At 52.5% G+C, this 7,150-nt stretch carries 3 protein-coding genes; 2 read left to right on the top strand and 1 reads right to left on the bottom strand.

Annotated features, from left to right (window positions below):
• Window positions 1-2: 2 nt before the first annotated feature.
• Window positions 3-1,733: an ABC transporter ATP-binding protein gene (locus H8709_RS08740; RefSeq protein WP_262397994.1), complete on the bottom strand. Its 1,731-nt coding sequence runs from the start codon at window positions 1,731-1,733 to the stop codon at window positions 3-5.
• A gap of 107 nt (window positions 1,734-1,840) precedes the next feature.
• Between H8709_RS08740 and H8709_RS08745 the strand changes: the two genes are divergently transcribed.
• Window positions 1,841-2,677, top strand: coding sequence for a MerR family transcriptional regulator (locus H8709_RS08745; RefSeq protein WP_262397995.1), 837 nt, complete (start codon window positions 1,841-1,843; stop codon window positions 2,675-2,677).
• A gap of 550 nt (window positions 2,678-3,227) precedes the next feature.
• Window positions 3,228-7,150: GH32 C-terminal domain-containing protein (locus H8709_RS08750; RefSeq protein WP_262397996.1), on the top strand; the 3,923-nt coding region annotated here is incomplete at its 3' end.

A 7,150-nucleotide genomic window follows, 5' to 3' on the forward strand; every position in this document is an offset into this window, starting at 1 on the left:
GGTCAAGCCTCCTTTTTCTGCATTTGGCTTTCGGCAATCTCCCGGTAAGTGGGACAGGTCTCCAGCAACTCGTGGTGGGTTCCGCTGCCCACGGGTCTCCCCTGGTCTAGCACCAGGATTTGGTCGGCGTTCAGGATGGTGCTCACCCGCTGGGCGATGATGAGTTTGGCGGGCGCCGTCACGCTCTGGGTGAGGGCCCTACGCAGGGCGGCGTCCGTCCGCACGTCTAGGGCGGAGAAGCTGTCGTCAAAGATCAAGACGTCAACCTTTTTCACCAGCGCTCGGGCGATGGCCAGGCGTTGGCGCTGTCCGCCGGAGAAGTTGGTGCCACCCTGGGCAACGGGAGACCCCAGACCTTTGGGCAGCTTTTTGACGAAGTCTTCGGCTTGAGCGATGCGAAGGGCCTCCCACAACTCGCCATCGGTGGCGTCCGCCCGGCCCATGCGCAGATTTTCCGCGATGGTGCCGCTGAACAAAAACGCCTTCTGCGGTACGAAGCCAATCTGTTCCCGCAATTCCTGCTGGGAGAGATTCCGCACGTCTACGCCCCTCAGCAGAATATGGCCGGACTGGATGTCGTGGAGGCGGAGCAGCAGGTCGGCCAGTGTACTCTTTCCCGAACCAGTGCTGCCGATGACGGCGGTGGTCTGCCCCGAGCGGAGGGTGAAAGTCAGGTCGTGGATGACCGGCTCCTCGGCCCCCTCATAGGCGAAACTCACATGGTCAAACTTCACCGTTTCGTAGGGTGCGGGGAGTGGCGTCATGGGAGTGTGGCTTGGGTCGGAGACAGTGGGCTTGGTGTCCAACAGGACCCGCAGGCGCTCCAGGCTGGCCCGGGCCTTGGGCAGGGTGGTGAGCACCGAGGCCGCCATGATGAGATAGGCCATGGTCAGGATGGAGTACTCTGCCACAGCGGTGATTTGTCCCACGGCCATCCCACCGCCCAGGGAAAGAGCCCCGCCCACGCCCAGAATAACCGCCATCAACGCCCCCATCAACAGCCATACCACAGGGGTGATGACGGCAAAGAGCCGGTTGAGGCGGATCATGTTGTCAGCATACTCCTTATAGGCCGCACCCGACCGCGACTCCTCATACTTCTCATTGCCGAAGGCCCGGATGACCCGCACCCCGGTGACCGTCTCCCGCACCACTTGATTGATACGATCCAGCTTGGTCTGGATGCTGCTGGAGAGAGCATTGGACTTTTTGAGGATTATAGCGGCCAGGACTAGCACCACCGCCATAAATACCAGTTGGATCAATGCCATGACGGGACTGACTATGGTAGTCATAATGATGGAGACCAACACCAGGATAGGCGCGGGGACCACCATCTGGAGCACCATGCCCATGGTCCGCTGGAGATTGATGATGTCCGAGGTGGTGCGGGTGATCATAGAGGAGATACCCACCGCCTCAAACTGCTGGAGGGAGAGGGCCTGACTCTTTTGTAAGAGCAGGGAGCGCATCTCAAACCCGAAGAGGGAGGAGAGGTCGCTAGTGATCCAGCTCCCAAAGGCCGCAATGCCCGTGGATACAATGGTGACGGTCAACATCCACATCCCGATCCGGAGGACGTCGTTCATGCTGCCCTGAAGGATACCGTGATCCACAATGTCGGCGACCAGGGCCGGGATGAGCAGAGTGCCCACTACCTGACCTAGCAGGAGCAGGATGGCAAGTGCCGTTTTCCCCTTGTGTCGCATAAGAAACTGTTTCAAATATTTCATAAAAACCTCCTTTGCCGGTCTTGCATATTCTCTCGACAAAGGGTATCATAATCCTTGAAGTCACTCCAATGTCAACGAAAAAATTGTGAACATTTTGTGAGGCATTTATGAGTCAGAAAAAACAGCTTTCCATTCTTGAATTCTCCAGACTGACAGGAATCAATCGGGATAATCTCCGATTCTATGACCGGATTGGTCTTTTAAAGCCTGAAATACGAGGAGAAAACGGGTATCGCTACTACACTCGGCGCCAGTTGGGTTCGGCCTATCTCGTTGGCAGTCTACGGCTGTTGGGTGTAGGAATCGAGGATATCCGTCGGTACTCAGCCAGCCGAACACCGGAAGAAATGCTGAATCTGTTTGCCGAACAGGAGTCCCGCATCCAGAAGGAGATTGAAAAGTTGCAAGAAACCAGCGGCATCATGAAGCTGTATGCCGACATGGCGAGGGAAGCCCTTTGCCACAGTGATGGAGAAATCTTGTTAGAGGAGCGTAGGCGTGAGCGGATTTTCCTCTGCCCGCCTTTTCCTACTGCACGAGATGAAGATGAGGCGGAAGTCCTCGCTTATGAGTATGCTGGCAGTCACGGTGTCAACCTGGGGTATCCGATGGGCGTGATGGTTACAGAGGATTCGCTCTTAACTTACACGGAGTCTCCTGAATATCAGTACTATCTTAAGGCGGACAGGCGGGGGAACGCCTGGAAACCGGGCGGGCTCTATGTTGTCGTTTATGGGAAAAGCAATTTGCAAGACACGCAGGATATCTATTTACGGCTGTTGGATTATATCCGGGAGCAGGGGCTGGAGGTGGCGGGGAACGCCTATGGGGAATATTTGCTTGACGATCTGGCAATCCAGGATTCTGCACAGTATTATGGCCGCATAGAAATTTTGGTGAAACACAGAGAGAAAAACGGCAGCGATGTTAACTATAGACTGTAATCGGAAGTAGGGAAGGTACGTTCGAAACAATGGAAAGGATTATTTTTTCCGCCTGTTGGTAAGGTCCCAAACCCACGGCACTCGTCCTCACGGACTGCATATTCCTCGCCGCAAGGCAGAGAAGTGCAGTTTCCACTATCACGCTGCATTGCTTAAAAGTAAATAACTAGGTTACTGGCCCCGCGCCATGGCGCGGGGCCTTCTTTTTTGGCTTTTATTGCGGCAAAATTCCCAATTTGGTACGCATAGTCTTGGGCAAAGAAACAGACAACTTTCTTCTATTGACGGGGGAAAGAACCGTCAAAGACGGATGATTTGTAAGAATCCTGAAAACATAAGGTCCAAATTTGAAAAAAGAGTAGAAAAAACAGGAAATAAGTCGGACAAATCGACAGACAAGCGGGAGGTTTATTGTGAGAAGTAAACAAACAGGAAAAGTTTAGTGGAAAGTTATTGCGAAACTATGTGCCTCGGTGTTATGATAATGATAAATTACTTACTTTTTATGGGGTAAGTAAAGAAGAGAAGATCAAAGAAGGAGGAACAAAAAATGAACACATTTTGCAGTAAGGCAAAACGGGCCACCAAGCGGTTGGCGGTATTTGCCTTAACGCTGATTGTGGCGCTGAGTAGCGTGTTGCCAGCCATCGCTGCAACAGATCCCACCACCCTGGACGTCACCTTCCGAAACGGGGATTATAGCGAATTAAACGGCGTCTACACCCTGAATAAGGCAAATGATAACGGCAATAATATTGTCCCGTCAGATGCTTCGGCCAATACCTTTGATTATTCCGCGGATGTCCAGCTCATTGATGCTGACGGCGCGGCCACCCTGGTGTTTGGCTACAATGGCGGCCGTTTTAACGGTTTGGAACTCAAACAAGACGGCACAAGTGTCAAAGTGACCTCGTTTATCGACAAAGACCCTGATCACGCATACCCTAATAATTATGCATTTCAGGGGATTGAGGTTGCCGACACGAGCGTCACCGCTGATTTTGTCAAGGTGCGGCTTACCATGGATGAAAATAAGCTCCTGACAGTTTATGTCGGCGGCAAACAGGTGACTACTTACGACTTTAACCAGAAAGAGGGCAAAGAGGGTATTCCTTACTATCCTGGCCAGTTGGGCCTGATGACTTGGAATGCCAGCGCAAAGTTTAAAAATCTTACAGCCACCACCAACGACACCCAGGCGGGGGACCCCAATTTCAATACCAACATTGTGGGCGATTGGACCAATGCTGGTGAAAGCGGCCCTGGTGATTGGACCGTTACCGAAAGCGGTATGCGGGGCAACAACGCCGCCAAAGGGGATACCTTCTATACTTCCTCCAAATACATGGAGCCTTCCAAGGCATTTGTACTGGAAGCCGATATGCATTTGGAAAGCGGACAGGCAGCCGGCCTCACCTTTGGTGTTAAGAACCCCGATGTACCCAAACAGACTTGGTACTGTGTCAATGTGGACAAGGTGATGAAAATTACCAAGCTCTTTAAGAACACTGGCGGTGAAGTCTGGAATGTCAACCGCCCGCTCACCGATACCGAGTTGAAAAAGAAGGACTTTAAAGTTCGCATCGAGTATCTGGAAGGCGGCCGGATGAATTTCTATCTGGACGATAAACTGGTTGGTTATCAGCAGGAAAATTCTTTTGCCGGCGGTTATATCGGCATTATGACCTTCCAGTCCGACGCCACCTTCAATAATGTCATGTTCTACGAAGCTCCCACCCCCAAATTGACGGGGCTGGATGTCAAAGATGTGGAAATCACCCCCACCTTTGACGATACCGTCTATAAATATAGCGGAACGGTCCCCTTTGAGACCGAGAGTGTGCAGATCAAGGCCAACACCACCGATGACTTCGATCTGACTATCAACGATACACCGGTGCCCAAGGATCAGTATATGGAAGTTGGTCTAATGGTGGGCAACAATGACATTTTAGTCAAAGCCACCGATCGGGACACCAAACTCACGGCTATTACCACGGTGAGCATCAAACGGCAGCAGGACCCCAACTTTGCTTACACGGAGAGCTATCGGCCCCAGTTCCATTATTCTCAGGAATCGGGCTGGTGCAACGACCCCAACGGCATGGTATATTACGAGGGTGAATGGCATCTGTTCTATCAGTACAATGAACAGAAGACCTGGACCAGCATGCACTGGGGCCACGCGGTTTCCACCGACTTAATCAACTGGACGGAGCTGCCCATCGCACTCTATCCTGACGAATTGGGAACCATCTTCTCCGGTTCCGCGGTAGTGGATGAGTACAACACTTCTGGCTTCTTTACCGACACGCCCGAAAAGAAGGGCTTAGTCGCTATCTTTACCCACGACGGCGGCGGTCAGAAACAGAGCATCGCGTACTCCACCGATAAGGGCCGTACATGGACGAAATATGAAGGCAATCCTGTCATTTCCAGCGCGGATGACCCGCTCAAGGATGGTGCTTTCCGCGACCCGAAGGTTTTCTGGCATAAAGAAAGTAACCAGTGGATGATGGTCGTAGCGGGCGGTCCGCTTCGCTTCTTCTCCTCCAAAGATCTTAAAACTTGGACCTTTGAAAGCGGCTATAACCAAACACAGAACCTGAACGGTAAATCCGTCAATGGCATTTGGACCGAGTGCCCTGACTTCTATCGCCTTGAAGTAGACAAAACTGGCACTTATAAATGGGTGCTGAGCCTGGGCGGACGGTACTATATGGTCGGCGACTTTGACAAGATCGGCGAAAAGTGGTACTTTGTTCCCGATACAAATGAACAGTTCTCGATGAACTACGCCCCCGACTCCTATGCCGCGCAGACTTATTTCGGCTGGGACGAAAATGGCACGACCAACGGTACTCCCGACGGGCGTCGGATCATGATTAACTGGATGAGCAACTGGGGTTATGCGGGCAATATCGCCAATATTACCGATCCCAACAATGGCGCGTTTACTCTCCAGCATGAGATGACCCTGCAGAAAAACGCGGACGGCAAAATCCGGCTCTATCAGAACCCGATTGAGCAGTATAATTCCCTGCGGCTGACCGACAAGGCCACCGAGCTCAACACCACCTTAACGCCGGGCGGTGAGAATCCGCTGGCAAGCTTTAGCGGCGACCAGTATGAGATCGTGGCAGAGTTTACGCCTAAAGACGGCGCGACCCAGGTGGGCTTTAAGCTGCGCACCGGCGCCAATCAGGAAACCCTGGTCTACTATAACCTGAATGACCACAAGATGTATATCGACCGGACCAAATCTGGAAAATCTCCTGGCGGCAACTTCCCCGGCGTATACAGCCAGAGCACTGCCATGACGGCGGACGGCAAAATCCAGATGCACATTTATGTCGACTGGTCCTCTGTAGAAGCCTTCGGCAACTACGGCGAGACAGTGGGCACGGCCTTGATTTATCCTGATTTCGCCAGCACCGGCGCGGAAGTTTATACGCTGGGCGGCGATGCGGATGTCAAAGGTACCATTTATCCGCTCAAGAGCATTTGGAGAGAATATTCTGACGTGCCTGTTGAGGCGACCGATGTAGCTATCAATGCGGATGGCTCCAAGGTAGATGTCGGAGATACCATCACGATTAGTGCCAGAGTACTGCCTGTTGCTTCCACACAAAAGGTGGAGTGGAAGGTCTCCGATGTGGACGGCAGCGCAGAGATCGTCTCTTCGACAGACAATACCATCACTCTGCGGGGTGTCAAAAAGGGCGGCGTACATGTCAAGGCCACCGTACCCGGAACAGAGATTTCTGCTGAGGGTATCCTCCAGGTCATTGAGAGTGTCTTTTACACCAATTTGACCGGCTGGGAGACGGTCGGCGGCTCTTGGAGCATCGACGAAAAGGGTTACCTGGGCACTGGCGGCGGCGACATGTTCACTGTGGCCAAAGAGTCCGCTAAAAACTTCACCCTGAATGCCGATATCACCCTGGAAGCCGGCGACGCGTTTGGACTGATTTTCCATGCCAAGAACGAGCATGCGAATGAGGGTTCTTACGTACTCAACTTTGACTTATCCGATCAGGCGAATGGACAGCGGTTTAGAATCTTTGAATTCCCGTTCAGAGGGGATGCTACCAGCAATGTTGCTGTCAAGACCTTTGCGGATGCTGGATTTACACCTGAACGTGGCAAGACTTATCCGGTGGAGCTGACGGTCAAGGATGGCAAGATTAGCTTTACCTTTGACGGTAAGGAAATCTTCAAAGATGTAGTGGATACCAACGATACCCAGGTCTATACGGAAGGCCGTATCGGATTTATGGGTTATAACGCGACGGTTCGTGCACAGAACTTCTATGTCACCACGGAATCCCCCATCAAGACGGTGGTTACTCAGATCGAGGACATCAACGTGATGGTGGGTGCACCGGCGGACGAAGTGCTGGCCAAACTCCCGGCAAAAGTCACGGTGGAGCAGGAAGACGGCATCCAGAGAGACGTAGACGTTGTCTGGAA

Origin of the sequence: Zongyangia hominis, assembly GCF_014385095.1 — a bacterium.
Taxonomy (GTDB): Bacteria; Bacillota; Clostridia; order Oscillospirales; family Ruminococcaceae; genus Zongyangia; species Zongyangia hominis.